Consider the following 24,656-nt stretch of genomic DNA (forward strand, 5'->3'; position numbering starts at 1 on the left):
TTTAACGATTTCGGACAAATAGAGAGGTGGGCAAAAATGAAAAGGCCACTCAATGAATGAGCGGCCTGTGTGAAAAAACAAATTAGATTTTTGGTTTTTTGGCAAAATTAATCTGCCGGTACAGGGGTCGGTGTTCCTTCCCCAAAATGTTTGTAGTGGTCTACAATGGTTTCATGGATTTTCTTCAGGTCCTTACCGTCTTGTTTCAACATTACCGCCTCCCGGGCGATATTGACACAAACGTCTCAGGCAGTCCCGTGTGGTGTCCATTCAGTTACAGCTTGATCTCCGTCCATATTAACAACAAAGCAGTCAAGGTTGTTTTCATGGCCGGATTCAGCGCCGCATCCGCAATAGCATGGAACTGATTCAAGTACTTCAGGGTATTTGGCCGCCAAAAGATAAACCTCTTCAACTTTCTTTGGGGATTTCTTTACATAATCTGGAAGGGCTAAATGCTTCTCATCTAGCTCTAGATTTGAAGTATCCAAAGAGGTACAGGCAGAAATGATGCCAATAGAAAGAATTGCGATTATGAGCAGCAAGAATCTTGATTGTTTCATACGCATCTCCTTTTTTATTTAGCAAGTAGATCAAAAGAGGGATTTTCGGAGATGACTCTTCTCCTGCTTGCTTCATCACGGAAACCCATTTGAAATACTTGTCTTACTAATAGAATGAAGGAAAAGTATGCAGAAATTATCGAGAAACCGTTAAGTAATTTCGAACAATGTGTCCGAATTCATGGAATGGACCTTTTTTCGTTACAGCCAAAAGGTGTTGCTTTCCATCCGCACTTTTGACAAATCAAAAACCACCCCAGTTGGAGTGGCTTTCATTTGAATTTAATTAGATGGAATGGGGGTTGGTGTTCCTTCCCCATAGGATGAGTATTTATCAACGATTTTTTCATGGATTTCCTTCATGCCTTTACCGTTTTGCTTCATTTGTACCGCCTCCCGGGCGATATTGACACAAATGTCTCAAGCGGTGCCGTGGTTATCCCATTCAGTTACAGCGTTTTTGTCACCCATGCCTTTTACAAAACAGTCAAGGTTGCTCTTATGGCCAGAACCGGCTCCGCAGCTGCAGTAGCAAGGTACAGATGCAAGTACTTCTGGATATTCCCCGGCCATTACATAGGTTTCCTGGACTTTCTCCGGGGTTGCCAGGACAAAGTCAGGAAGCGCAGCATGCTTTGAATCCAGCTTTAGCTCATCACTCTTTGCGGAGTCCGAACTGCAGGCTGAAATGATGCCAATTGTGAGGATTGCAATCATCAACAGCAAATATTTAAAATTCCTCATAGCCTTCTCCCTCCCCTCCCGATATCATTTATAAATCTATTTTAACAAGGAATCCACGTTGGAAACCTTACCTTTTTCAAACATTTTGTGACACCGCTATTTGAGAGCAACACTTATTGGTGCCTGGCACCAGCTGTATAAAAAATACCCCAGATGGGATGCCTCATACTAGCGCATCATAGGGAATGGGACAGGTTCTGTTTTTTTGATCATGAGGTTGGGTATTATAACAATATTTACTGTTTGTGGAGGGGGATTTCATCATGGATTTGACGCCGCAGCAGCGGGTGGAGCTGCATGGTTTTAATAATTTGACGAAGAGTTTGAGTTTTAATATGTACGATATTTGTTATACCCAGACGAAGGAGGAGCGGGAAGCATATCTTGATTATATTGATGAGAGATATAATGCTGATCGCCTGACTAAAATTCTGAAGCATGTTGCTGACATTATTGGAGCCAATGTGTTGAATGTGGCGAAGCAGGATTACGTGCCACAGGGGGCGAGCGTGACAATGCTTGTTTCCGAGGGGCCGGTTGTCGAGGTGCCGACCGAGGTTTTTGAGGAATCGCCCGGGCCACTGCCATCTACCGTTACGATTGCGCTTGACAAGAGCCATATCACCGTCCATACGTATCCCGAGTACCATCCGGACGAGGGGATTAGCACGTTCCGAGCGGATATTGATGTATCGACTTGCGGGGAAATTTCGCCGCTGAAGGCGCTCAATTATTTGATTCATTCGTTCGAGACGGATGTGATGACGATGGATTACCGAGTTCGCGGATTCACGCGCGACAAGGAAGGATACAAGCTGTTCATCGATCATGAAATTTCTTCTATCCAGAACTACATCCCCGACGAAATAATTGACCGCTACCAAATGATTGACGTGAACGTATACCAGGAACATATTTTCCATACGAAATGTAAACTAAGCGATTTTGATTTGAACAATTATTTGTTCGGTTACACAAAGGACAAGCTCACAGAGGAGCAGCGCCAGGAAATCGAGGAAAGCATTAAATGGGAAATGGATGAGATTTTTTACGGGAAAAATATTTACTTGGGCAGTTTTGACAAAAATGCCGAGAAAGCTTTCCGTGATAATCTTGAGTCTGAAGTCCAAAAGAAAAAGACCGATTCGGAGCCTGAATAAGGCGCCGGATCGGTCTTTTTTTATAAAAAATAACGTTCGCTGCACCTAAGTATGAACGCCCTGTTCGATGGCTAAGATGGAAGGTAAAGTATGGAAGAGTGGGCATGCAGTGCCGAGGTGAAAAATGACAGCGGACGTGAAAAATAAAGTTAGCACAAGCCTTGAGGCGAATGTGGATTTTTTTAAAAAAGAGCTCGGGGTTGATAAAAATTTTGATGTCATCCACCTGGAAGTGGAATACGCAGGGCGGAAAATGGCCCTGTTCATGGTTGATGGGCTCGTAAAAGACGATATGCTTCACCTCCTGCTCAAATTTATGGCGAATTTAAAGGAGGATCAGCTCCAAAGCGCAACAATAAAGCAATTGATGAAGTCGTATCTCCCGTATATTGAGCTTGAATCGACCGATGACCTGGATAAGGCTGCTGACACGGTACTTGCCGGTCCGACGGCGCTTGTTGTTGACGGGGAATCCGAGCTCATCATGATTGATGCAAGAACCTATCCTGTAAGAGGGCCAGAGGAGCCGGATACTGAACGTGTCGTAAGAGGCGCGCGCGATGGCTTTGTTGAGACGATTGTATTCAATACGGCGCTGATCAGAAGGAGGGTGCGCGACCGGACGCTCAGGATGGAATACATCCAGGCTGGGCGTCGCTCGAAAACTGACATGATCGTCTGCTATATCGAGGACATTGCCGATGGGGAACTGGTCGAAAAGATTAAGGATAAGCTCTCCAACATCGACACGGACGGGCTGCCAATGGCCGAGAAAACCATTGAGGAATTCATTACCGGCAGCCATTTGAATCCATTCCCGGCGGTCAGGTACACAGAAAGGCCCGATACGGCTGCGGTTCACCTGTTTGAAGGGCATGTATGTGTCCTGGTCGATGGGTCTCCAAGTGTATTGATTACACCGACAACGTATTGGCACCATCTTCAGCACGCCGAGGAATACCGGAACAAGCCGCTTGTCGGCGCTTATTTGCGAATTGTTCGGTTTTTAGCTGTATGGGCTTCGCTATTTTTGCTTCCGCTCTGGTACTTGCTTACGATCGACCCGAGCCTGGTGCCTAAAAGTATGAAATTCATAGGCCCGAATGACCCTGGTAGAATACCTTTGTTCCTGCAATTTTTTATTATTGAACTTGGGATCGACATGCTGCGTATGGCGGCAATCCATACACCGACATCGCTTGCGACGGCTCTTGGGCTTGTCGCCGCATTGATGATCGGGCAGGTCGCCGTTGAAGTCGGCCTTTTGACGAATGAGGTCATCCTGTATTTGGCGCTTGCCGCGATTGGCACATTCGCGACGCCCAGCTATGAATTAAGTCTTGCGAACCGGCTTGTCCGGCTGTTTTTGCTGATTGTAACAGCCTTGTTCCATACATTTGGGCTCGTCGTCGGGTCCACACTCGTCATCATTTATTTGGCACGGATGAAAAGCTTTGGCGTTCCTTATCTTTGGCCGTTTATCCCCTTTGATATCCGGGCAATGCGCGACGTGCTGTTCAGGTCGCCCATTCCGCTAAAACATCAGCGCCCAAGAGTTCTTGATCCAAAGGATCCCGACAGGTAAAGAAAAGGGAACAGCATTTAGGGGCTGTTCCCTAATTCTTTTGTCCTGAAAACCCCCACTTTGATCTATTTTAAAAAGCAACTTGCCTCACAAATTGCGATTAGTCCTCGACAAATGGAAGCATGAGCACCTTCTTCGATTCACAGTACTGAAGCATAGGCTCACCTGCTAAAGGTACCGGGCTCATCGTATTGACGAAAACGGCTGCCTCGGCAACCGATACATCCCATGGCAGGGCAACTCGTCCACTTAAAAAACCACCTTTCAAACTGCACCTCCTTTATCCTTGCCCAAATTCCTGCACCACCAGCCAGTCCAGCCAAAAAATTGGGAAATAGAACCGCTTTTATGCAATTTTAAGCAAAATCAGGTATGATAGAATAAATAAATTACATTCTGGCTGGGGGAAATATGAAAGAATTAGATTATGATTTATATCAATATTTACTTTCCAATTCATCTAATATGACGGAGGAATGGCTTAGCCGCAGGAATGAACAAGCCGGTTCGCTGTACTCTAGCGTTGCATCCCCTGAGCTCGTCCAGAAACTCCGTGGCCAAAATAGGATGTTTAACGAACAGATAATAAAAGTGCTCATAGAGGAAGAAGAAGAATTTAAAAAGGGAATCACCCCCTGGACGAAGACCGTTTCGGAAGACAGGGTGAACGCCGGTGTTCCGCTTCACTACGTTCTTGAACAATTTGGAGTTTTCAGGAGCGTCATCCTCCTGTTTGTTGAAAACTTTTCCAGAGAACGCCAGGAAAAACTGAGTTTCGATGACATTTTCCGCTGGACGAGGCAAATAAATTTCGCATTTGACAAGGTCATTGATTTATTTTCAAAGCATTATTACGAAATCTACAATAAGCTGATTTCTGAAAAAGAAAAGATTATCAACGAACTAAGCTCACCGGTTATCCCGGTTACAAAAGGAACAGGCGCCCTGCCGCTCATCGGCGTTATCGACATCGACCGGGCAACTGCCATATTGGAATCCGTCCTGAATCAATGCGCCGCAATGCGCATCAATCGGCTAGTTATTGATATGTCGGGAGTACCTGAAATGGACTCCGCCGTCGCATGTGAGCTGTCAAAATTAATCAAGGGATTGAACCTCATTGGCATCCGCGCAATCCTTTCGGGCATCCGTCCAGAGGTCGCCCAGGCCGCAGTTGCAAAGGGCATCAACTTCAATAACACGGAATTCGAACTGGATCTTGCAGCAGCATTGTCAAAACTGTACTGGCAAAATTAATTGCCGAAATTGAAAAAGGGGTGTTAAAAGGTGATTCAATATCTATCAGCATTCTTCCTGCCCGGTCTGGCTGTTATGCTGTTTGCCAGGGTCACCTATAACCGTGTCGTTGGACTTGCCCTGACAGTCGGCCTCATTGCCGCATCTGTCTACAAGGGCTACACCGATAGCTGGGGGCTCATCATCGTCGATGCCTTCTCTCTCACAGCAGGCTTCTGGGCCGCATCATTGCTCAAGCCAAAGCCAACCGAAAAAAACGCCTGATTACCCGCCTATTTTGGCGGGTTTTCTTCATTACGAATCAATCCTGGCCTCTTTTTTTATATATAAAACTGGACCCATCTCCAATTTCAGCTCCTTTTACCAGCTTTACAATTAAGAAAGATGAAAAAACAGGAGGAAAAACCAACAAAAAAATCGAATATTTGTTCGTATAAAGTTGGTTTGACAATACACCTTTGTGGTAGAATGTTTTTATAAGATTTTTGCAATGCCGGAATTGAGAATTTCGGCATCCTTTCAGTTTTTCGAGCACTCGTATTCTCGTTTCCGCCCCAAATGCAAGTTTGAGCCCGGCCTGTTGCCGGGCATACTGATTAATATATGATTGGCCGGCGGGAATGCGGCTGCCCAACCCTAAAAAACATCACAAACACATCCTTGATTGCCGATAAAAAGCTTTATTTTAGTATTGGAGGTTCGGACTGTGAAGAACCAATTTGAATTAGTATCTAAATACAAGCCCGCGGGAGACCAGCCGGAAGCCATTAAAAAGCTAGTTGATGGCATATATAAGGAGAAGCGCATCCAAACGCTTCTTGGCGCGACAGGTACGGGAAAGACGTTTACCGTCTCCAATGTGATCAAGGAAGTAAATAAGCCTACGCTCGTCATTGCCCACAACAAGACACTGGCGGGCCAGCTGTACAGCGAGTTCAAGGAATTTTTTCCGAACAACGCCGTTGAATACTTCGTCAGCTACTACGATTATTACCAGCCGGAAGCTTATGTGCCACATACCGATACCTTCATTGAAAAAGACGCGAGTATTAACGATGAGATTGACAAACTTCGCCACTCGGCGACTTCCGCTTTATTTGAGCGCCGTGATGTCATTATCATTGCTTCTGTCTCATGTATATATGGCCTCGGTTCTCCTGAGGAATATAAAGAAATGGTGCTCAGCCTAAGGACCGGCATGGAGATTGAGAGGAACAAACTCCTTCATAAGCTCGTCGACATCCAATATGCGCGGAATGACATCGACTTCAAGCGCGGGACCTTCAGGGTGCGCGGGGATGTAGTCGAGATTTTTCCGGTTTCGAAGGATGAGCATTGCGTCAGGGTCGAATTTTTTGGCGATGAAATTGAACGGATCCGCGAGGTCGATGCCCTGACAGGCGAGATTATTGGTGAACGAAGCCATGTTGCGATTTTTCCGGCTTCCCACTTCGTAACGAGGGAAGCGAAGCTCAGGGTTGCGATAGAGAATATTGAAAAGGAACTTGAGGAGCGCCTAGAGGAACTCCGCGCCGATGAAAAATTGCTGGAAGCTCAGAGGTTGGAGCAGCGGACCCGCTATGACCTTGAAATGATGCGGGAAATGGGCTTTTGCTCAGGGATCGAAAACTATTCTCGGCATTTAACACTTAGGCCGCCAGGATCGACGCCGTACACGCTTCTGGATTATTTTCCGGACGATTTTATGATTGTCGCCGATGAGTCGCATGTTACGCTGCCTCAAATCCGGGGTATGTTTAATGGAGACAAGGCACGAAAGCAGGTGCTCGTTGATCACGGTTTTCGCCTGCCGTCCGCCCTGGATAACCGCCCTCTGAGATTTGAGGAGTTCGAACAGCATATTAACCAGCTGATTGCCGTTTCGGCGACACCTGGACCTTATGAGATTGAACGTACACCTGAAATGGTCGAGCAAATCATCCGTCCGACCGGCCTTTTAGATCCAACAATTGATGTCCGGCCGATTGAAGGGCAAATTGACGACCTGATTGGTGAAATAAATGAACGGACCAAGCGGAATGAACGTGTCCTCGTGACAACGTTGACAAAGAAAATGTCCGAGGATCTGACCGACTACCTGAAGGAAATTGGCATCAAGGTGCAATATCTGCACTCCGAGGTCAAGACACTGGAACGGATTGAAATTATCCGCGAGTTGCGTCTTGGCAAGTATGATGTTCTCATTGGAATCAACCTTCTTCGGGAAGGCCTTGATATTCCGGAAGTCTCGCTTGTCGCCATCCTCGATGCCGATAAGGAAGGATTCCTCCGTTCCGAGCGCTCGCTGATCCAGACAATCGGCCGCGCCGCCCGGAACGAGCGGGGACAAGTCATCATGTATGCCGATAAGATGACCAACTCGATGACCGTGGCGATTGAAGAAACAAAACGCCGCCGCGCCATCCAGGAAGAATACAACAAAAAGCATGGAATTACGCCGATGACGATCCAAAAAGACATTCGCGCTGCAATCCGTGCCACACAGGCCGCCGAGGAAGGGGAAGATTATTCACCGAAAAAATCTCTCGGCAAGCTGGCTAAGAAGGACCGTGAGCGCGTAATTTCCGAAATGGAAAAAGAAATGAAGGAAGCCGCAAAAGCGCTTAACTTTGAACGCGCCGCCGAGCTTCGTGACCTAATACTAGAGTTGAAAGCGGAAGGATGACTGCCTCATGGCTATGGATAAACTTGTCGTAAAAGGCGCCAGAGCCCACAATCTCAAAAATATCGATGTCACCATTCCGAGAGACAAACTCGTCGTTTTGACAGGGCTTTCCGGATCCGGAAAGTCCTCGCTTGCATTCGATACCATTTACGCTGAAGGGCAGCGGCGCTATGTTGAGTCGCTGTCCGCCTATGCCCGCCAGTTCCTTGGGCAAATGGACAAGCCGGATGTCGACGCAATCGAGGGCCTTTCGCCGGCGATATCGATCGACCAGAAAACTACGAGCCGCAACCCACGCTCAACGGTTGGAACGGTTACTGAAATCTATGATTATCTAAGGCTTCTTTTTGCCAGGATTGGCCGCCCAGTATGCCCGAACCACGGAATAGAAATATCCTCACAGACAATCGAGCAAATGGTGGACCGAATCCTCGAATACCCTGAACGGACAAGGCTGCAGATTCTTGCGCCGGCTGTATCAGGGCGGAAGGGGACTCATGTCCAAGTATTGGAGGACATCAAGAAGCAGGGTTTTGTCCGCGTGCGCGTTGACGGGGAAATGCTCGACCTGAGTGACGAAATTTCTTTGGAAAAAAATAAAAAACATTCAATAGATGTGGTAATCGACCGTGTCGTTATAAAGGAAGGAGTCGCGGCCAGGCTTGCGGATTCTCTTGAAACTGCCCTTGGCCTCGGTGATGGGAAGGTTGTCATTGACGTCATTGGCGAAGAGGAACTGCTGTTCAGCGAGCACCACGCCTGTCCTCTCTGCGGCTTTTCAATCGGCGAGCTGGAACCACGGATGTTTTCCTTTAACAGCCCGTTCGGTGCCTGCCCGGAGTGCGACGGACTCGGCTCCAAGCTTGAAGTCGACCCTGACCTCGTCATCCCGAACAAGGACCTGACGCTGAATAAAAATGCAATTGCGGCCTGGGAATCGGTGTCTTCGCAATATTATCCACAGCTTTTAAAAGCGGTTTGCGATCACTACGGCATCGATATGGATGTCCCTGTAAAGGATTTGCCGAAAAGCCAGATGGATCGGATACTGCATGGTTCGGAAGGGAAAAAGATCTACTTCCGCTACAGGAACGATTTCGGCCAGGTAAAGGAAGGATATATCGTTTTCGAGGGGGTGCTGCGGAATATCGAGCGCCGGTTCAAGGAAACGAGCTCCGACTACATCCGGGAGCAAATGGAAAAATACATGGCCCAGCATCCTTGCCCGACATGTAATGGCTACAGGCTAAAGCGCGAAAGCCTGTCCGTCCTTATTAACGGCAGGCATGTTGGGGAAGTGACCTCCCTGTCCGTCCAGGAAGCGCACAATTTCTTTGATTCACTTGATTTGAACGAAAAAGAAATGAAGATTGCAAGGCTTGTCCTGCGTGAAATCGGCGAACGCCTTGGCTTTTTAGTCAACGTCGGCCTTGATTACCTTACATTAAGCCGTGCGGCTGGCACTTTGTCCGGAGGAGAGGCCCAGCGAATCAGGCTGGCGACACAGATTGGTTCGCGGTTAACGGGCGTCCTTTATATCCTGGATGAACCGTCAATCGGGCTTCACCAGCGGGATAACGACCGGCTGATTGGCACGTTGAAAAACATGCGGGACATTGGCAACACGCTTATCGTTGTCGAACATGACGAAGACACAATGCTTGCCGCCGATTATTTGATTGATGTCGGACCTGGTGCCGGGGTCCACGGCGGGGAAATCGTTTCAGCCGGGACACCTGAAGAGGTCATGAACGACCCAGCATCGCTGACAGGCCAGTATCTTTCCGGGAAGAAATTCATACCGCTTCCGCTCGAGCGCCGGAAGCAGGATGGTCGCTACCTTGAGATCAAAGGAGCAAATGAAAACAATTTGAAAAATGTTTCCGTTAAGTTCCCGCTCGGCGTGTTCATGGCGGTCACCGGAGTTTCCGGATCCGGAAAAAGTACATTAATCAATGAAATTCTCCATAAATCGCTCGCACAAAAGCTTCATAGGGCAAAAGCCAAGCCAGGCGAGCATAAAAGCATCAAAGGCATTGAACAATTGGAAAAAGTCATTGACATCGACCAATCACCAATCGGCCGGACGCCTCGCTCCAACCCTGCGACGTATACCGGTGTATTCGATGATATCCGTGACGTGTTTGCCTCAACGAACGAGGCAAAGGTCCGCGGATACAAGAAGGGGCGGTTCTCTTTCAACATCAAAGGGGGACGCTGTGAGGCTTGCCGCGGGGATGGAATTATCAAGATCGAGATGCACTTCCTGCCGGACGTCTATGTCCCGTGCGAGGTATGCCACGGCAAACGCTACAATCGCGAAACGCTAGAGGTAAAGTACAAAGGCAAGAATATATCGGATATCCTTGAGATGACCGTTGACGATGCGCTTGAATTTTTCGTCAATATACCGAAGATTAGCCGTAAGCTTCAGACGATAACCGATGTCGGTCTCGGTTATATAACACTCGGCCAGCCGGCAACGACTCTGTCCGGAGGGGAAGCGCAGCGCGTGAAGCTCGCATCCGAGCTTCACCGCCGTTCGAATGGCCGTTCATTGTATATTTTGGATGAGCCGACAACCGGCCTCCATGTAGATGATATATCGCGCCTGCTCGCCGTTCTGCAGCGCCTGGTCGATAACGGGGATACAGTCCTGGTCATCGAGCATAATCTTGATGTCATCAAGGCAGCGGATTATATTGTTGACTTGGGTCCCGAAGGCGGGGACAAGGGAGGTACAATCGTCGCAACCGGAACACCGGAACATGTGGCTGAAGTACCGGAATCCCATACAGGCTACTACCTGAAGCCAATTCTCGAACGCGACCGCGCCAGAATGCTCAAGCAAGTCGAAGGAAAAGAAAAGCAAACTGCGAAATAATGAAAACGGGATCGCATCCAAATGGAGCGGTCCCGTTTTTTAAATTCTCTGTTTCTGCCATAGTAAAGCTTACAAAGAAGCTACCCCGACTGGACTAAACACGCCCCTCTGTTGTTGCATCTTTCTTCCAAAATTGTAACAATTCTGAAATTTGTGTAAAATAATTATAAAGTAAGAGGCCTAGTAAATTTAGAATTGAATCGAAAAGCTCGAATCCGGGGGAGTTTTCCAGCAAAAGGGGGACGTGAGAAAGATGTTGAAATTTTTTATTCAGCAGGCGGCAATATGGGTTATAGTGATGACCCTGTTCTTGGCATTGCTGTTTTTGCCAAGGGAAATAGTTTATCTGGAATCGAAAGGATCAAATATAGATGCAAAATACGAATATAGCATCGGGAACCATATTGAACAGTTTAGAAAGTTTTTTACATATCTAAAGGAAAACAAGGGCCTGGGCGATGTAATGGAAGGCTACTCGAGGATTGACACCATTTGGAGGACATTTTTTAAAAGTATGAAAATAGCAGTACCGGCCTTGCTTATCGGCCTCTTTGGAGGGGTGGCCAAAGGGGTGTTCGATTACCGGATCAGGAACAGGAAAACAAGGGTATTCGGGGAAACACTGACAAGGTTTTTTATGTCGATACCGGACCTGTTCCTGATTATTATGATTCAGATTGCCATCATGACTGCTTATAGCTGGGGCCTGCTTCCTTACATGAAGGTGTATGGAAGTGACACTCTTAGTACAACTCTACTTGGCATTATCTATTTGTCTATATATCCTGTTTTTTATATTGCGAATATTACCTATTCGAGCATCCGAGATGAGCAGGCAATGGATTATATCAAGACCGCTTTTTCAAAAGGTACTTCTTCCTTAAGGGTTCTGTACAAGCATGTCCTGAAAAATTGCTACCCGAAAATCCTCAGCCATACAAATACGATAACTCTTTATACTCTTTCGAATCTGTTCATCGTTGAATATTTGACGAATTACCGGGGGGCCGCCTATTTTTTCTATCAATCTGTTCGTTCGCCCTTTGCATTTGCCGTTGGCCAGCTCCACTATCCAATCAATTTGTATAGCGCGGCCGGGTATATCTTTCTGTTCACATCGGTCATATTCCTGTCCAAAATAGCCAGCCAGATTGGGAAAAATATTGTTTACCCGCTTGAAAGGAATGAAGGATGATTAAGAAAAACTGGAGGCTGTGGACAGGCGCTTTTTTCCTGGCACTGTTGTTGCTTATCGCTGTTGGTGGCCCGCATTTGCCTTTTGTAGATAGCGAACTGAAAGAAATCGGAGCACTGAGGACGGATGAGGGTAAAATTATCCTGGTCCCTTTCCCGCCAATGGAAGGATACCCGCTAGGAAGTACCCATAAAGGGGTCGACATTCTCAGTCTCCTTATCATGGGGGCGGGGGAAACGCTGAAAATTGTCGTAAGTGTTGTCGCTCTTAGATACATATTTGCGATTCCTCTCGCAGTCGCAGGCTTTTATTTGAAATTTATGGAAGGGGTCATGAATGGCTGGCAGCAGCTATTTTCATTCATGCCGCCCATTTTCTTCGTATCGTTTTTTTCGGGCCTGCCGTTCATCTTTTTTTCAAGCCTGAGGCCAATTTGGATGATACTCGTTCTTGCTTTACTTGAAACGGGGCGAGTGGCGGAAATCATTTATACCCATTTACGGGATACCGAAAAACGGCCATATATCGAGGCTGGAATCGTTTCCGGCTGCTCGCCCCTCACATTATTCAGGAATTATTATCTGCCTGTTGTCATACCAAATATTATTGTAATGGTTGTAAATGATATTGGCAGGGTACTTTTCCTCCTTTCCCAGCTGGGCATCATTTTTATTTTTATCAGCCAGAAATTTATGATGAATGAATGGGGGGCGGCTTACGAAGTTGTCAACACCTCGCCGTCATGGCCGATGATCTTCGAGAGCATTCTTAAAGATGTCCGTATCTACAAATGGATCCCGTTTGCCGGTATTGGCGCGATTGGCCTTACCCTTCTATTCCTCAATCTGTTTGCCGGAGGACTTCAGCGTTATTTTGAGGGCAAACATCGTATGGCCAGATTTGATTTATGATGAAAAAAGACCACAGCGTGAAACTTTTTGGGTGAATGCCCGTAAAAACAGGAAGGAGGTTGGTGTCATGGATACTAAAAAAATTCTGTCGGGTTTATGTTATTTCAGCATCTTTTTTGCCCCATTCCTGTTCCCGATAGTCGTCTATTTCGTAGCAGAGGACAGCATTACGAAGGAACATGCCAAAAAAGCGTTATTGTCCCACCTTATTCCGTTTGCAGCAATTCCGTTTGCTTTACTTGGTGCTGTAATGGGCATGGGTTTCGATCCGGGGGCGGGATTTGGTTTCGCCATGCTTGGAATGGCGGTATACGGAATTCTATCGTTAATCGTGATTATCTGGAATGTTATTAAGGGAATTAAAGTGATTCAAGAACTGTAATGTGTAGTTCCGGGAACAAGTGGGCATGAATGCGAAAAAACCCTTGTGGCACACTCCTTACCTCTAGAGCATGTAAATGGTGCATTAAGGGCAAGTTTTTAAAATAAGTATCTATGTTAGGAATTTCGGTTGAAGTGAAAGAGTTTGAAGGAAGGGGAGTTTTTTTATGAAGGATGAGCGGAGAAGGATTCTTGAGATGGTTGAGCGGGGAAGCTTATCGGCAGTTGAAGCGATAACCTTGCTTGAGGAATTGGAGAAGTCATCACAGTCTGCCGGGCAGAAGGAGCAGGAACTAATTAACGAGCTTTCAGTTGTCGTAAATGAGGATGCCGGGGATAAGAAGACTAGCGAAGAGCCGTATAGGTCGCATACGGCAAAGGATAAGCTGTTTGATCTACTTGAAACGGCCATTAAAAAGATTAAAGAATTGGATTTGGATTTGAACTTTGGGCAGTCGTTTGAGATTTCACATATCTTCCATCAAAATGCTGTCAACTTAACGGACATTGATGTAAGTATCGCGAACGGGTCGCTAAAAGTTGTTCCTTGGGAGCAGCTGAATGTACGGGCAGAGGTCCAGGCACGGGTGTATCGGGTTGACAATCAGGATGAAGCCAGGAAAACATTGCTCGAGTCGGTTGTTTTCGATGTAGAAGGGAGCAGGCTAAGATTTTTTACAAGCAATAAATGGATGAAGATAGATACAGTCCTTTACGTCCCTAATGCAGAATATGAGAAAGTCCGAGCCAAGCTGTTCAATGGGCCGGTATCGGGAGAGAATCTCCGTGCTGGAGATTTAAAGGCAAAGACAGGGAATGGGAAAATTTCTTTCAAAGGAGTCACTGGCAAAAAGCTGGAGGCCGAGACCGGAAATGGCCATATAAAGCTAAAGGGTTGCGCCATCGAAAAGGTTGAGGCTGAAACGGTCAATGGAGGCATCAAGCTGGATGGTTCGTTTAACACCGCGGATCTCAGGACGTTCACCGGCGGCATCAGCTGTGAGGTACAGGGTACGTGTGAGTTTATCTCCGCAAAAGCGGCAACTGGGGGCATCGATATTTATGTACCTGATGGACTGGCAGTCGATGGCGAACTCAGGTCCAATTTGGGCGGCTTCCAGGTGGATCTTGACAGAATCCAACTGCTTGAGGAAAAAAGCGAGATGATTCAAAAAATGCTCCGTTTTAAAACAATCCAGCAAGATGGACGGACAACACGAATCGTAGCGGAAACAAAGACGGGCGGCATCGCCATCAAAAAGGCCGATGAATTGAAAAAAGATGAAATTTAATGGGTAGAGGGCAGCCATAAATTCATATACTGATTTAAGCAAGGGCTTGCCCGCATTATTTTAAAAAGAGTATCGGGTTGCTGTAATAGAAAGGTGGAGCACATGATGAGATGGCTAATCGGGATAGGAATCAATGCAGTGCTATTCATGGCGATTGCAGGGTACTTTGATGATGAATTTCGGCTTTCGGGCTTTGGAGCCGCGATCGCCGCAAGTTTCCTGCTGTCCATTTTGAATGTACTGGTAAGGCCGGTGCTTATTTTGCTCACCCTGCCGGCTACTATCCTGACACTTGGCTTATTCCTATTTGTGATTAACGCCGTGACGCTGCTGCTGACAGACGCGCTCATGGGACCGGCATTCGATATATCTGGCTTCGGCATGGCTTTTTTAGCAGCGGTCATCATTTCACTTGTGAATATCGTCATTCAGAAATTTATCATGGATAAAAAGAAGAAATAAGAGTTTGAAATGAAGAAAGCGCGGGCAGCCGCGCTTTTTTTTGGCTTTTATAAGCGAAACCCGACTACTATTAAAATTAATTATAGCTATGATATTCTAGCCAGGATCTGCGCCTTAACTGGGTAGTTCACTAGTGAACCGAGATGAAACTCAGAAATTCACTAGTGAGGGTCTGGCCCCTACTACTTTTAAAAGTGATTATAGTTATAATTCACTAGCCATCGACAGGCACCTTCACTAGGTAATTCACTAGTAAACCGAGAAGAAAATCTGAAATTCACTAGTGGGGGTCTGGCCCCTACTACTTTTACAAGCGAATATAGTTATAATTCACTAGCCAGCGACCGGAGCTTTTCCGGTGTTACTGAGCGAAACCCGCTTTGTAAGAACTCATTTTGAGACGGCCCTCCTTTTTACAAAGTTGGCTATTCTTTATTAATGAAGGCGGCGAATCCGTCTGTATTCAATTTTTTTACAAGAGCATCAGCGTTTTCTTTTTTGGAAAAGGCCCCAGCTTGTACTTTATAAAGGCCATCTTTCTCCTTTACTATCAAAGCCTGATAACCCTTTGCGACCAATTGCCCGGCCACGGCATCAGCATTTGCTTTGTCACGGAATGCGCCGGCCTGCACTTTGTACATACTCCCAACAGGGGGTGATGGCGAAAGCTTTTTCTTCAATCCGTAATGCTCGGCAATTCCAGCGGCAATCGCTTTTGCGCATGTCCTTCTGTAAGAGTCGGAGCGCAGCAGGGCTTCTTCTTCGAGGTTCGTCATGAAACCACACTCAATTAAGATGGCTGTTTTATTTTCCCGTAAAACATGGAAATTTGCAGTCTTGACGCCCCGGTCATGGCGCCCGGTTTTCTCAACCAAATGGCGCTGTACCTTTTGCGCAAGTTCATAGGCATCCTTTGGCCTTGTAAGATAGACGAAGGTATCTACCCCGTTTGCGCTGTTCCATGTATTCTGGTACGCATTCGCATGGATGGCTATATAGGCATCCACCTTCAATGTATTTGCCTTATTCGTCCGTTCCTGAAGCGGCACATCCCGGTCATCCGAGTGGGCAAAATAAACCACTGTATCCTGATACGAATCGAGCTCTTTTTTTGCATAGGCCGCGACCTGCCTATTAAATTCGTATTCCCGCATTCCCGATGGGCTCCTCTTTCCGGCTGTCGAATATCCATGGCCTGCATCTAGCATAATCTTCATCAAATTATCCCCCTTTCTTAACTCTTTCACTAATTAACATATGAAAAAGCATCGAAAGTGGATAGGGACAAGCAGATTTTTTTTTTGATAGGGCTTTTAATTCCTAGGTGCCCATAGCATGATGGAGACACCAACTAGGCAAATCGCAGCCCCCAGCCAGTCATATAGGTCCGGTGTTTTCCGGTCAATTGCCCAGCCCCAAAGCACCGCAATGATGATAAATACTCCCCCATAGGCAGCATAAACACGGCCAAATGAAGGGAAATTTTGAAATGTGGGAATGACGCCGTATGCAACAAGAATGAGGCCGCCGATAATACCGTAAAAGAGAGGGCGGCCTTCCCTTAGCCAGAGCCAAACTAAATAACCACCGCCAATTTCCGCCAGACCGGCAATGACAAATAAAAAAATAGCTAAAATCATAATGGACCTCCAATCAAGTACAGTACATATATTTTATTGTAAACGTTAATGAGGGTTAAACAAAAAAAGAGCCAGTACGGCTCTTTAAAATTTGTGAATTTTACGGGTTTCTTACAACTAACTTGGTTTACAGCCCGCTCCGCCTCAGGTTATGGATAAATTTATAACGGTCAGCCCTGAATGCGGATTTGACGTATTCGAACGGGGTGCCATCCGCAAGCCTTGAAGTACGCACGATCAGGAGGATGGGCGCGCCTTCTTTAATGCCAAGATGGGAGGCTTCCTCGATTCCTGCGGCGGCTGCCTCAATTTCCTGTGTGGCATCAAGGATGGTTAGCCCAAGCACATCTTCTATATAACTATAGATTGAAGCCACAGTCAGTTTTTCTATGAGGCCTGGACCGAGATGTTCGGGTATATAGGTTGTCTCAAGCGCCATCGGCAGGCCATCCGCAAGCCGTATGCGCTTTATTTCAAAAATGGGTTCATTCTCCTTGACAGCCAAATTTAAGGCAATGGACTTGCTTGCCTGCACCTTCCTAAAAGAGAGAAGCTGGTTCCCCGGTTTCATTCCCCGCGAAATCATATCCTCGGTAAAACCGGTCAGGCCCAAAAGCTCATGCTCGACCTTTGGAGCGGCCACAAACGTGCCTTTTCCTTTTTGCCTGAATAAAATACCCGCCGAAACAAGATTATTGATCGCCTGCCGGATCGTCATTCGGCTGATTTCATGCTGTTCCGCGTATTCCCGTTCAGAAGGGATTCCATCACCAGGCTTGAGCGATCCAGAATCGATTTGCGCCTTAATCAACTCCTCGAGCTGGAAGTAAATTGGAATCCGCGACTTTTTATCAATCATGGAACATTCTCCTTAAATCAGGCTGAGGGCCTCTTCGTCAGCGATAATTGTAACATTGCCATGGCGTTGCAAGGCTGATGCCGGGAAGTCCTCGGTTATTTCCCCTTTCACAAGGCTACGGATTGCTTCTGCTTTTGACTTCCCATTGGCAAGCAAGATAATTTCCTTGCTTTCAAGGATTGTCGAAATCCCCATTGTAATCGCTTTTGTTGGAACTTCTTCAGGCGAAGCGAAAAAGCGGGCGTTATCGGCAATGGTTTCTTCCGTAAGTGAAATGATATGGGTACGGCTCGAAAATGGTGTTCCTGGCTCGTTAAAGGCAATATGGCCGTTGCGTCCAATTCCGAGTAATTGAAGGTCGACGCCGCCCAATTCGGCAATCTTCTTTTCATAATTGGCGCACTCGGCCTCAAGGTCGGGTGCGGACCCATCCGGTATGAACGTCCTTTCCGGTTTGATGTCAATATGGTCGAACAGATTTGTTTTCATGAATGCATAGTAGCTGTTGACATCTGTCCTTGGTAGCCCAATATATTCATCGAGGTTTACCGAAGACGCCTTGCTGTAGGAAGTCCCGTTTTTTTGGTGGTCCTCAATCAGGTGCTGATAGGTGCCAACTGGAGTCCCGCCTGTTGCAAGCCCAAGAACAATCTCCGGGTTGGACTTCACTTTTTCCGCAATCATCTCCCCAGCGGTTTTGCTCATTTCAGTACTATTTGAAACTTTAATAATTTTCATTCTGCTTCCCTCTTTTCATAAAATTGTATGTATCCAATTATTAAACGGATGGATAAACACATTCTAAATAATAACTCCAAACCAATCTACTGGACTATTGACCTTTTTTAAAAGCAAGTTCACCGCGGCAGAAGGTGGCTGCAATGTCCATTCCTGAGTCCAGGATGACTAGATCTGCATCCTTGCCGGGAGCAATGCTGCCTTTTTTATCAAAAATGCCGATTTGCTTAGCAGGGTTCACGCTTGCCATCCGGACGGCATCCTGGAGGCTAAGGCCCGAGAATTCGGCTACATTCCTGACCGCCTCATTCATTTTTAAAATACTGCCTGCAAGCGTTCCATCAGCTAAAACCGCCCGGCCATCGCCAACGGTTACATCCTGTCCGCCAAGGTCGTAAACGCCTGCGTTCAGGCATTTAGCCCGCATTGAATCAGTTACGAGCACGAATCCTTCCGGCCCTTTCGCGGAAACGGACAGTTTGACCATTTCAGGAGCGATATGGATGCCGTCGACAATCATTTCTACAAGCAGCTCCTTGAACAATAGCGCCGCCCCTGCAGTTCCAGGCTCACGGTGGTGCATGCCGCGCATGCCATTATAAAGATGGGTCACATGCTTTGCGCCTGCTTTAACAGCAATCTCGACTTCCTCGTAAACTGCGTCTGAATGGCCGATTGAAGCTACGACGCCGTTGGAAGAAAGATATTCAATGAAATTTGTGCCGTTCTCGAGCTCTGGCGCGGTGGTGACGAGCTTGATTAAACCAGCCGCACTTGTTTGCCACTGCCTGAACAGGTCGATATCCGGGTCGATAATATATTCCTTGGGCTGGGCGCCGGCTCTTTTTGCATTGATGAAAGGCCCCTCAAGATGGACGCCGACAACTTCAGCCTTTCCCGGACCATTTTGCGATTCAACATAGCTCGCGGCGTTTTTAAGAGCCAAATCAATATTTCGGTGTTCCTGGGTTATCGTTGTTGCAAGGAACGCCGTTGTTCCTTCAGCCGGTAGCGCCTCGGCAATCGTTTCAAGCGCCTCATGAGTTGCGTCCATCGTATCCGCACCGGCAGCGCCATGAATATGGAGGTCGATAAAGCCTGGAACAACTGTCTCGGACTCGGTGATGTCAATAATCCTGGCATCCGGGTATTTTCCAGCGGCTTCTTCCAATGGACCCGTGGCAGCTATCTTTCCATCTTTTATGTAGATATATTGATTCGTTTTTACTTCATTTTCCAAAACAACCTTACCTATAATTGCCAGTAATATCGCCAAGTTGACCAGCTCCAATCAGCTTAAAATACGTACCTCTCGCACCTCTCTTAGTATACGATTTGCTGGTTTAGTTGTCTAGACCACACCAAGGGGCCTATCGTGAAAATGGCTTCCTCGATTTTGTTCCAGCAAAAAAAGTGCTAAAATAGATAGAATCTACACAATATTACTAAATGGCTGTGCCAGGAGAAAAGGAGGAACAGCTTTGTTGAAAGTACGTACTAGGGATATTTATGAAAAGTTTGACCTTGAGCTCATTTGTGGCGGAGAGGGGATTGACCGTCCGATAACCACGAGTGATTTATCCCGTCCGGGCATTGAACTTGCTGGCTATTTCAATTATTATCCGGCCGAGCGGATCCAGCTTCTTGGGATGACCGAGCTGTCTTTTTTTGAAAAACTTGAAGGAAGCGCGCGAACCGCAAGGATGGATAAGCTTTGCACGGACATTACCCCGGCAATCATCATTACCCGCGGGCTTGAGGTGCCGACTGAATTGATAGAAGCTGCCGAACGTGAATCGGTGCCAGTCTTAAGGACGAAATTCAAAACAACCCGTTTCTCCGGAAACTTGACGAATTTTCTTGAAGGCAAGCTTGCGCCAACTACTGCTGTACACGGCGTTTTGGTTGATGTATATGGTGTGGGTGTCCTAATTACCGGCAAAAGCGGCGTTGGTAAAAGTGAAACTGCGCTCGAACTTGTGAAACGCGGACACCGGCTCGTTGCCGATGATTGCGTTGAAATCCGCCAGGAAGACCAGGATGCTTTATTTGGCACGTCTCCGGAACTGATTGAACATCTCCTGGAAATCCGTGGGCTTGGCATCATCAATGTGATGACCTTGTTCGGGGCGGGTGCTGTCCGCAGCAACAAGCAGATTACGCTTAATATTCATCTCGAGATATGGGACCAGGACAAGCAATATGACCGATTAGGCCTTGACGAAGAAAAACTGAAAATCCTTGACTCTGAAGTTACAAAGCTGACGGTTCCTGTCCGTCCTGGACGAAACCTTGCCGTCATCCTTGAGGTTGCCGCAATGAACTTTAGGCTGAAGCGGATGGGGGTAAACGCAGCCCAGCAGTTCACCGAAAGGCTCCACGATGTTATTGAAGAAGGCGGGCCAGAAGGGAAATAATTGCGTTAATAGGAGCAGAAAACAACAGTATATATAACAAGGCCTTCTCATTTTAAAAGGCCCCGGGGAATTTTATAAAAGACAGACAGACCAAAGGAGAATGAGAATGGAAGGAACAATTACACCGCTAAATCCAGTTGCAATCCATTTTGGCCCGTTACAGGTTCACTGGTACGGCCTTATCATCGGCACCGGGCTCGCGCTTGCCTTGTTGCTGGCAATGAGGGAAGGTGACCGGAGAGGCCTGCCGAAAGAAACCTTTTCCGATTTGCTGATATGGGCGATTCCGATTGCCATCATTTCTGCGCGGATTTATTATGTTATTTTCCAATGGGGTTATTATGCCGAACACCCTGGCGACATCATAAAAATCTGGAACGGCGGAATCGCCATCCATGGGGCGCTGATAGGTTCGGTCGCGACCGCATACCTCTTTACAAAGGCGCGCGGGATCTCCTTTTGGAAGGTAGCCGATATCGCCGCGCCGAGTATCATCCTTGGCCAGGCAATCGGCCGCTGGGGAAACTTTATGAACCAGGAAGCACATGGCGGCGAGGTTAGCAGATCATTTCTTGAAGGCTTATACCTGCCGGATTGGATCATCAACCAGATGTACATCCAAGGGCATTACTACCATCCAACCTTCCTGTACGAATCGCTATGGAATTTTGCTGGAGTCGCCCTGCTTTTATTGCTGCGCCGCGTTAATCTCCGCCGAGGGGAAAGCTTCCTGGCGTATGTAATCTGGTATTCTATCGGCCGTTTCTTCATCGAAGGGCTGCGCACTGACAGCCTGATGCTCGGCGATTTAAGAATAGCACAGCTTATTTCGCTAGGCTTGATTGTTTTGGCGGGAATCCTGATAGTTTACCGCAGGAAAGCCGGCCACGCCGATGCACGCTACCTTGATGATGACGGGAAAGGAAAGTAGGATATACAAGCTTCTCTGATAATTGGTGAAAAAGGATTACTTAGCCAGAAAACCTTCATCGAGGTTATGAAGACAGTTTGATTAGTCATTCCAGCTTGAAAGTGTCTTCAACGGGTTAATGAAAACAGTTTGGGAAGTCATTCCAGCATGAAAGTGTCTTCATCGGGTTTATGAAGACAGTTTGGGAAGTTTTTCCGGCTTGAAAGTGTCTTCATTGCTGCCCTGCCCTGGAAGCATCAGCTTTTTGATCGTTACATCAAATGTAGCAATGGCGGAAACGCTGAATATGAGTCATGCGATAGGGATAAATTTTTTAAAAGCTCGCTTAAATTTATTCTAATTTATTTTTCGCATATATAGATTAAACGACAATACAAACAAAGGGGAAAAGAGAAGCAATGCTGATCCAATCAATCAAAAAGGGCTTGCTCGTTGGCTTAAAAACAACCTGGTCGCTGGGCAAAGTCATTTTTCCTGTCACTCTCGCCGTTTCAATCCTGCAATATACGCCTCTTTTGGCTTGGCTAATAAAAGCAATCGGCCCATTTATGAAATTGATTGGCTTGCCCGGCGACGCTGCAATCCCGCTCGTTCTTGGTAATGTGCTCAACCTGTACGCCGCAATCGGGGCAATCCTGACCCTGGATTTCAGCGTCAAAGAAGTTTTCATTCTTGCCGTCATGCTGAGTTTCTCGCATAACCTGATCGTCGAATCGACCGTTGCATTGAAAGCGGGAGTTAAGCTCTGGATTGTCCTGACTGTCAGGCTTGGACTGGCATTCGTGTCCGCCGCTGTCATCAATCTCGTTTGGCACGGAGGAGGAAGCCAGGCGGTTTACGGATTCATCCAGGCGAAACCCGAGCCGGCTTCCGGTGCTCTCAACATCGTTCTTGAAGCTATAGAAAAAGCAGGCCTCGGCATCGTCCAGCTTGCCCTGATCGTCATCCCGTTAATGGCCGCAATCCAAATCCTTAAAGACCTGCAATGGCTCGGCAAATTTTCAAAGACAATGGCTCCGATGACGCGTACGCTCGGCATGAAGGAAAACACATCGACAACGATGGCTGCCGGTCTCCTATTCGGGCTTGCCTACGGGGCAGGCGTCATGATCCAGGCCGTGAAGGAGGATGGGGTCAGCAAAAAGGATGCGACACTCGCATTCATTTTTCTCGTCTCCTGCCACGCGGTCGTCGAGGACACACTAATCTTTATCCCGCTCGGCATTCCGGTTTGGCCGCTGCTCATCATCAGGATTGGCGTGGCTGTCCTTTTGACATTGATTGTCGGTACGATCTGGAAACAAACCGGCGTTATGCAAAGAAAGGAAGTTAAGTTATGAAGTCCACCAAAGCCATAGACACAATCCTGTTCGATCTCGATGGAACCTTGATCGATACGAACGACCTCATTATCAACTCGTTCCTGCACACGTTTGACCGTTACTACCCGAACAAATACAAGCGTGACGATGTACTGCCTTTCATGGGCCCAACACTTCGCGAGACTTTTGGATCAATCAACCCGGACAACGTGGAGGAAATGATCCGTACGTACCGAACCTTCAATCTTGCCAACCATGACCTCCTCGTCAAGGAATTCAATGGGGTGTTTGAAACGGTCAGAACATTGAAAGAAAGCGGCTATAAAATTGGCATCGTCACAACAAAAATGCATGATGTCGTCATAAAGGGACTGAAGCTCTCAAAGCTTGATCAGTACTTTGATGTTATCGTCGCGCTCGACCATGTGACGAACGCCAAGCCTGATCCAGAACCAATCATGCTCGCTCTCGAGCAGCTTGGCTCAAAGCCGGAAACAGCCATTATGGTCGGCGATAGCTACCATGACATCCTTGCCGGCAAAAACGCCGGAACGAAAACAGCCGGGGTCGCATGGTCAGCGAAAGGCCGTGAATACCTCGAAAAATTTGAACCGGACTTCATGCTTGAAAGCATGGCCGACATTCTTGATATCGTCGAGGCAAGCCAGCAATGAGGAGGACGCAGCGCTATCCCGTCGAAGGCGCCAACTCCCTCTGGCAGGTTTACAAAACAGTATCGTTCTGGAAAGTAGCCAGAAACTTCATCATTATCCAGATCGCCCGTTACACTCCATTCATCGGAATGAAAAACTGGCTCTATCGGACATACCTCGGCATGAAAGTCGGCGACAAGACCTCCTTCGCTCTCATGGTAATGCCGGACACCATGTTCCCCGAGAAAATAAGCGTCGGGCATAACACCGTTATCGGCTACAACACAACCATCCTTGCCCACGAATACCTGATCAAGGAATACCGCCTCGGTGAGGTACTAATCGGCAGTGAAGTCATGATTGGCGCCAACTCAACCATTCTGCCTGGAGTCGTCATCGGCGACGGCGCTATCGTTTCCGCTGGCACACTTGTCCACAAAGACGTCCCCGCCGGCAGCTTCGTTGGCGGAAACCCGATGAGAATCATCTACACCGCCGACCAGCTCGCCCAGCGCTGGGCCGACGACCCGATATACGGGAAAAGGGAATAAACGGCACCCTCCTTTTGGAAAAAGGAACAAGGCAAGCACACCTAACCATTTTGGCCACCCAGAACCCCGTTCGGCTCAGGCCGTGCCGGAAACTGCTCACCGCAGCTTCCGGCACGGCCTTTTTGTATGCAGCCTGGACTCACGTCCTACAAACGGCCGCTCTGCCAAAAAAATTATTCCCCGCTTGCTCCGTCCCTTATCATTCGCCTCACCGTGCTAGCACTAAGCTAACAAAATGCTAGCGATTCCCTTCAGTTTTGTTGGTTTATCCGGTAGTTTTGAAGGTTTATCCTGCGATTTAGAATATTTATCCTGCAGTTTTGAAGTTTTAGCCGTAAATTTGTGTTTTTCCCGTCAATTTAGTTGGTTTACCCGGAACTTTCCACGTTAGTCCACAAAATTACTCAGAAGTTTTCCGCGTTAGT

The 24,656-nt window shown here is 47.2% G+C and carries 24 protein-coding genes; 16 read left to right on the forward strand and 8 right to left on the reverse strand.

Translation table 11 applies throughout. From position 1 onward, the window contains the following. Positions 1-107: 107 nt before the first annotated feature. A complete protein-coding gene (locus AR337_RS10995) occupies positions 108-563 on the reverse strand; it encodes a PCYCGC motif-containing (lipo)protein (protein ID WP_301335718.1) in 456 nt (151 codons plus the stop codon). Between the two features lie 282 nt (positions 564-845). Further along, positions 846-1,307 carry a PCYCGC motif-containing (lipo)protein gene (locus tag AR337_RS11000; RefSeq protein WP_367576255.1) on the reverse strand — a complete coding sequence of 154 codons (462 nt, stop codon included), beginning with the start codon at positions 1,305-1,307 and terminating at the stop codon, positions 846-848. 263 nt (positions 1,308-1,570) lie between these two features. Between AR337_RS11000 and speD the strand changes: the two genes are divergently transcribed. Both speD and AR337_RS11010 read left to right on the forward strand, forming a co-directional pair. Beyond that, positions 1,571-2,467 carry an adenosylmethionine decarboxylase gene (gene speD, locus AR337_RS11005; RefSeq protein WP_082686934.1) on the forward strand — a complete coding sequence of 299 codons (897 nt, stop codon included), beginning with the start codon at positions 1,571-1,573 and terminating at the stop codon, positions 2,465-2,467. 124 nt (positions 2,468-2,591) lie between these two features. Then, positions 2,592-4,052 (forward strand): spore germination protein, encoded by a 1,461-nt coding sequence (locus AR337_RS11010; protein WP_059172046.1) that lies wholly within the window; start codon positions 2,592-2,594, stop codon positions 4,050-4,052. Between the two features lie 100 nt (positions 4,053-4,152). Here the strand turns inward: AR337_RS11010 and AR337_RS23160 are convergent, their stop codons facing one another. Continuing rightward, positions 4,153-4,320 carry a hypothetical protein gene (locus tag AR337_RS23160; RefSeq protein ID WP_156424373.1) on the reverse strand — a complete coding sequence of 56 codons (168 nt, stop codon included), beginning with the start codon at positions 4,318-4,320 and terminating at the stop codon, positions 4,153-4,155. A 143-nt stretch (positions 4,321-4,463) separates the two neighbouring features. Between AR337_RS23160 and AR337_RS11015 the strand changes: the two genes are divergently transcribed. The 9 genes from AR337_RS11015 (at position 4,464) to AR337_RS11060 (ending at position 15,120) form a co-directional block, all read left to right on the forward strand. Further along, positions 4,464-5,309 carry an STAS domain-containing protein gene (locus AR337_RS11015; protein WP_059172047.1) on the forward strand — a complete coding sequence of 282 codons (846 nt, stop codon included), beginning with the start codon at positions 4,464-4,466 and terminating at the stop codon, positions 5,307-5,309. A 30-nt stretch (positions 5,310-5,339) separates the two neighbouring features. Next, on the forward strand, positions 5,340-5,573 hold the full coding sequence (locus AR337_RS11020; RefSeq protein ID WP_082686935.1) for a CsbA family protein: 234 nt from the start codon (positions 5,340-5,342) through the stop codon (positions 5,571-5,573). A 442-nt stretch (positions 5,574-6,015) separates the two neighbouring features. Beyond that, entirely contained in the window at positions 6,016-7,995 is a 1,980-nt protein-coding gene (uvrB, locus tag AR337_RS11030) for an excinuclease ABC subunit UvrB (RefSeq protein WP_059172049.1), read from the forward strand. A 7-nt stretch (positions 7,996-8,002) separates the two neighbouring features. Continuing rightward, entirely contained in the window at positions 8,003-10,879 is a 2,877-nt protein-coding gene (uvrA, locus tag AR337_RS11035) for an excinuclease ABC subunit UvrA (protein WP_059172050.1), read from the forward strand. A gap of 253 nt (positions 10,880-11,132) precedes the next feature. Beyond that, positions 11,133-12,074: an ABC transporter permease subunit gene (locus tag AR337_RS11040; protein ID WP_059172051.1), complete on the forward strand. Its 942-nt coding sequence runs from the start codon at positions 11,133-11,135 to the stop codon at positions 12,072-12,074. After that, positions 12,071-12,985: an ABC transporter permease subunit gene (locus AR337_RS11045; protein ID WP_059172052.1), complete on the forward strand. Its 915-nt coding sequence runs from the start codon at positions 12,071-12,073 to the stop codon at positions 12,983-12,985. The genes AR337_RS11040 and AR337_RS11045 overlap by 4 nt, the downstream gene beginning before the upstream one ends. Before the next feature lie 67 nt (positions 12,986-13,052). Then, positions 13,053-13,367 (forward strand): DUF4870 domain-containing protein, encoded by a 315-nt coding sequence (locus AR337_RS11050; protein WP_059172053.1) that lies wholly within the window; start codon positions 13,053-13,055, stop codon positions 13,365-13,367. A 166-nt stretch (positions 13,368-13,533) separates the two neighbouring features. Further along, positions 13,534-14,658: a DUF4097 domain-containing protein gene (locus tag AR337_RS11055; protein WP_059172054.1), complete on the forward strand. Its 1,125-nt coding sequence runs from the start codon at positions 13,534-13,536 to the stop codon at positions 14,656-14,658. Positions 14,659-14,763: 105 nt separating this feature from the next. Further along, entirely contained in the window at positions 14,764-15,120 is a 357-nt protein-coding gene (locus AR337_RS11060; RefSeq protein ID WP_059172055.1) for a phage holin family protein, read from the forward strand. Between the two features lie 425 nt (positions 15,121-15,545). Here the strand turns inward: AR337_RS11060 and AR337_RS11065 are convergent, their stop codons facing one another. The 5 genes from AR337_RS11065 to nagA all read right to left on the reverse strand — a co-directional run bounded on the left by AR337_RS11065 (position 15,546) and on the right by nagA (position 19,633). Next, a complete protein-coding gene (locus AR337_RS11065; RefSeq protein ID WP_059172056.1) occupies positions 15,546-16,337 on the reverse strand; it encodes an N-acetylmuramoyl-L-alanine amidase in 792 nt (263 codons plus the stop codon). Positions 16,338-16,433: 96 nt separating this feature from the next. Next, positions 16,434-16,760: a YnfA family protein gene (locus AR337_RS11070; RefSeq protein ID WP_059172057.1), complete on the reverse strand. Its 327-nt coding sequence runs from the start codon at positions 16,758-16,760 to the stop codon at positions 16,434-16,436. A gap of 127 nt (positions 16,761-16,887) precedes the next feature. Further along, a complete protein-coding gene (locus tag AR337_RS11075; protein WP_059172058.1) occupies positions 16,888-17,619 on the reverse strand; it encodes a GntR family transcriptional regulator in 732 nt (243 codons plus the stop codon). Between the two features lie 12 nt (positions 17,620-17,631). Next, positions 17,632-18,357 carry a glucosamine-6-phosphate deaminase gene (nagB, locus tag AR337_RS11080; RefSeq protein ID WP_059172059.1) on the reverse strand — a complete coding sequence of 242 codons (726 nt, stop codon included), beginning with the start codon at positions 18,355-18,357 and terminating at the stop codon, positions 17,632-17,634. Between the two features lie 94 nt (positions 18,358-18,451). Continuing rightward, positions 18,452-19,633, reverse strand: a complete 1,182-nt coding sequence (nagA, locus tag AR337_RS11085; protein ID WP_059172060.1) for an N-acetylglucosamine-6-phosphate deacetylase — start codon at positions 19,631-19,633, stop codon at positions 18,452-18,454. 205 nt (positions 19,634-19,838) lie between these two features. Between nagA and hprK the strand changes: the two genes are divergently transcribed. The 5 genes from hprK (at position 19,839) to AR337_RS11110 (ending at position 24,231) form a co-directional block, all read left to right on the forward strand. Further along, complete coding sequence (hprK, locus tag AR337_RS11090; protein WP_059172061.1) at positions 19,839-20,774, forward strand: HPr(Ser) kinase/phosphatase; 936 nt, start codon at positions 19,839-19,841, stop codon at positions 20,772-20,774. Between the two features lie 106 nt (positions 20,775-20,880). Continuing rightward, complete coding sequence (lgt, locus tag AR337_RS11095; protein WP_059172062.1) at positions 20,881-21,705, forward strand: prolipoprotein diacylglyceryl transferase; 825 nt, start codon at positions 20,881-20,883, stop codon at positions 21,703-21,705. 398 nt (positions 21,706-22,103) lie between these two features. Continuing rightward, positions 22,104-23,045, forward strand: coding sequence for a nucleoside recognition domain-containing protein (locus AR337_RS11100; RefSeq protein ID WP_059172063.1), 942 nt, complete (start codon positions 22,104-22,106; stop codon positions 23,043-23,045). After that, positions 23,042-23,701, forward strand: a complete 660-nt coding sequence (gene ppaX / locus AR337_RS11105) for a pyrophosphatase PpaX (protein WP_059172064.1) — start codon at positions 23,042-23,044, stop codon at positions 23,699-23,701. The genes AR337_RS11100 and ppaX overlap by 4 nt, the downstream gene beginning before the upstream one ends. After that, the gene (locus AR337_RS11110) at positions 23,698-24,231 is read left to right on the forward strand and encodes a DapH/DapD/GlmU-related protein (protein ID WP_059172065.1); all 534 of its coding nucleotides are present in this window, start codon (positions 23,698-23,700) and stop codon (positions 24,229-24,231) included. The genes ppaX and AR337_RS11110 overlap by 4 nt, the downstream gene beginning before the upstream one ends. Positions 24,232-24,656 lie beyond the last annotated feature (425 nt).

The sequence above is a fragment of the Bacillus sp. FJAT-27445 genome (assembly GCF_001510665.1).
In the GTDB taxonomy this organism is placed as follows: Bacteria; Bacillota; Bacilli; order Bacillales; family Cytobacillaceae; genus Bacillus_D.

Excerpts from the sequence above, each read along its gene's own strand:
- AR337_RS11040 (WP_059172051.1), top strand. The coding sequence starts at position 11,133 with ATGTTGAAATTTTTTATTCAGCAGGCGGCAATATGGGTTATAGTGATG.
- AR337_RS11065 (WP_059172056.1), bottom strand. The coding sequence starts at position 16,337 with ATGAAGATTATGCTAGATGCAGGCCATGGATATTCGACAGCCGGAAAG.
- AR337_RS11075 (WP_059172058.1), bottom strand. The coding sequence starts at position 17,619 with ATGATTGATAAAAAGTCGCGGATTCCAATTTACTTCCAGCTCGAGGAG.
- AR337_RS11050 (WP_059172053.1), top strand. The coding sequence starts at position 13,053 with ATGGATACTAAAAAAATTCTGTCGGGTTTATGTTATTTCAGCATCTTT.
- AR337_RS11055 (WP_059172054.1), top strand. The coding sequence starts at position 13,534 with ATGAAGGATGAGCGGAGAAGGATTCTTGAGATGGTTGAGCGGGGAAGC.
- AR337_RS11010 (WP_059172046.1), top strand. The coding sequence starts at position 2,592 with ATGACAGCGGACGTGAAAAATAAAGTTAGCACAAGCCTTGAGGCGAAT.
- AR337_RS11110 (WP_059172065.1), top strand. The coding sequence starts at position 23,698 with ATGAGGAGGACGCAGCGCTATCCCGTCGAAGGCGCCAACTCCCTCTGG.
- lgt (WP_059172062.1), top strand. The coding sequence starts at position 20,881 with ATGGAAGGAACAATTACACCGCTAAATCCAGTTGCAATCCATTTTGGC.
- AR337_RS11015 (WP_059172047.1), top strand. The coding sequence starts at position 4,464 with ATGAAAGAATTAGATTATGATTTATATCAATATTTACTTTCCAATTCA.
- AR337_RS11045 (WP_059172052.1), top strand. The coding sequence starts at position 12,071 with ATGATTAAGAAAAACTGGAGGCTGTGGACAGGCGCTTTTTTCCTGGCA.
- uvrA (WP_059172050.1), top strand. The coding sequence starts at position 8,003 with ATGGCTATGGATAAACTTGTCGTAAAAGGCGCCAGAGCCCACAATCTC.
- AR337_RS11070 (WP_059172057.1), bottom strand. The coding sequence starts at position 16,760 with ATGATTTTAGCTATTTTTTTATTTGTCATTGCCGGTCTGGCGGAAATT.
- AR337_RS11060 (WP_059172055.1), top strand. The coding sequence starts at position 14,764 with ATGAGATGGCTAATCGGGATAGGAATCAATGCAGTGCTATTCATGGCG.
- speD (WP_082686934.1), top strand. The coding sequence starts at position 1,571 with ATGGATTTGACGCCGCAGCAGCGGGTGGAGCTGCATGGTTTTAATAAT.
- AR337_RS11100 (WP_059172063.1), top strand. The coding sequence starts at position 22,104 with ATGCTGATCCAATCAATCAAAAAGGGCTTGCTCGTTGGCTTAAAAACA.
- ppaX (WP_059172064.1), top strand. The coding sequence starts at position 23,042 with ATGAAGTCCACCAAAGCCATAGACACAATCCTGTTCGATCTCGATGGA.
- nagB (WP_059172059.1), bottom strand. The coding sequence starts at position 18,357 with ATGAAAATTATTAAAGTTTCAAATAGTACTGAAATGAGCAAAACCGCT.